This is a genomic window from Cryobacterium sp. MP_3.1 (genome assembly GCF_035984795.1).
Taxonomy (GTDB): domain Bacteria; phylum Actinomycetota; class Actinomycetes; order Actinomycetales; family Microbacteriaceae; genus Cryobacterium; species Cryobacterium zongtaii.
The window spans coordinates 1-1,917 of the sequence record NZ_JAXCHV010000066.1; the positions used below are offsets into that span (position 1 = coordinate 1).

The following is a 1,917-nucleotide window of genomic DNA, read 5'->3' on the forward strand; positions in this document are numbered from 1 at the left end:
GAACGGTTCTCACTGACCATCGCACGGTGGTTTCCTACGTTGTTAATCCAACGAGCGAAACCCCGGAACTACACCACTCAAGGGGACGCAACCGCACAAACCTAACTCTTTGGATGGAAAGCTGAATATGGAATATGTAGATGGCGTCGAGGTCGAGCCTCTTTCAATTACCGCGGACCAAGAACTACGTGACTACCGGGGCGGAATCGTCGTCGAAGCGGATGTTCTTTTAGTTCTCGTAGGCGCGCACCAGGGGTCTTTGACCTTGGAAGAAGGCGCGCAACTGGTTTTGCGAGGTTCACATCAGGGGTCGCTTCACATTGCTTCTCGTGCGACTGCAACAGTCACTGGTTCTCAACAGGGCTCGAGCCATATTCAAGCGTCTGGGGTGCTAAACGTCGAACGCGGTGGGAAGATGCAAGGCTCCATCCACAATGAGGGTCTTGTCATAAATCATGGGACACGCGGTGGAGCGGTGACTGGATCTGGAAACGTTATGGATCAGACGGGCAGCCATGTTATTCAGGCCATCTCTCGGAACGGAGCTACGGTCTACGAATGGTGAGAGAGTCATTTTTCGAGAAGGACGGGTACTTTCCGTTCCAAGGGGAAGCGATCGGCCCGACCTTTAGAACGGTCGGAGGTGAATCTGTTTCTGCCCCGATGATCGTCCCAGATGGGAAATCGGGGCTTTGGTGTGAGAACTGCGCGCCAAATCACTACCTGACGGTCGGCGATACAGTGCAAAAGGAGACATGCTCGGTTTCGGGGCAGGGAGCATCGTTCCTTCGACCTCCTGCTATGCAGGAAGCAGACCTCGCGTTGACTGCGGTAACAAGTGTTGGCGCGCTTAGCGAGCGACAGTGGTGGCACTTTTCGACCATTTCGAATTGGCCAGGAACGTTCAACGGCATTGTTCACGTTGGATCACTGTTATCTGCGCTCGCGAGGACAGGATCAGGAAACACTAGTCAAAGATTGGAACCGATTACAGATGGACACGGTCTGGCAGCCTGGTGGTTCCATCGCGTGGAGCTTGCTGAATCTCTAACTGTTGATCCAACTGTTTACGTAGAGATGCCGGGCGACCTCTGGGAACCGCATCGTGACAAATTAGTCAGATCAAATCATGTCGTCCGGTACGTCAACCGACAGGAAAATTCTGGAAGCATTTGCCTGGCGCTCAACTCCACGGACTTGATAGTTGTCGACAGTGTTCCTGTAATCCTGGATTCAATCCTTTCTGATTCCCTTGTGACGTTGCGCGAAAAGAAGAATTATTCTAGATAGTCCTCATCATCGGCGATGCATCAAAGATGTATTTTCTCGACGCACGCGTCGGCTCTCGCCAGCGGCACTCACGGCGAGTCGGCCTTTGCGGCAGCTATTCCATGGTTGGTAGCGCATCGCTGAGAGACATACTCGACCGATGCGCGGCGCGATCTTGGTCAGGTGCCTTCCTGCACCTGCCGACCAACTCGCCCTGGGAACCAGGCTGGACGGCCGCGTTCGCGGTGGCCTCTGCGGGCCGCCGCAAACCGCCGCCACCTAATCACCCGCCACACGGCAAACAAAGACTCGGAACACCACCGGCAAGAAGGTCGGCGGCTTCGCCCTGCCCGCCACCCAAAAAAACCGGACTCTGAATTCAGCGTCGACCCTCAATCAAAGCCGACCAACGGTACCTGGTACCCATGGCCGGCTATTACGAGTGGTAGCTGAGTATTTGAGGCTTTGAGCACCACCTGATCGTGCGGTTCAGCCCCACCGATCGTGCGAGAGAGGTTGCGTCCCCTTGAGTGGTGTAGTTCCGGGGTTTCGATCGTTGGATTAACAACGTAGGAAACCACCGTGCGATGGTCAGTGAGAACCGTTCAAAGTTCCTCACAGAAAGACACATCACACGATGGCTCTAGA

General features: G+C 54.7%; 1 protein-coding gene. It reads left to right on the plus strand.

Going from position 1 to position 1,917, the window contains the following annotated elements; genetic code table 11:
- Window positions 1-558: 558 nt before the first annotated feature.
- A complete protein-coding gene (locus RCH12_RS18435; protein WP_327017876.1) occupies window positions 559-1,290 on the plus strand; it encodes a hypothetical protein in 732 nt (243 codons plus the stop codon).
- The last annotated feature ends 627 nt before the right edge of the window (window positions 1,291-1,917 follow it).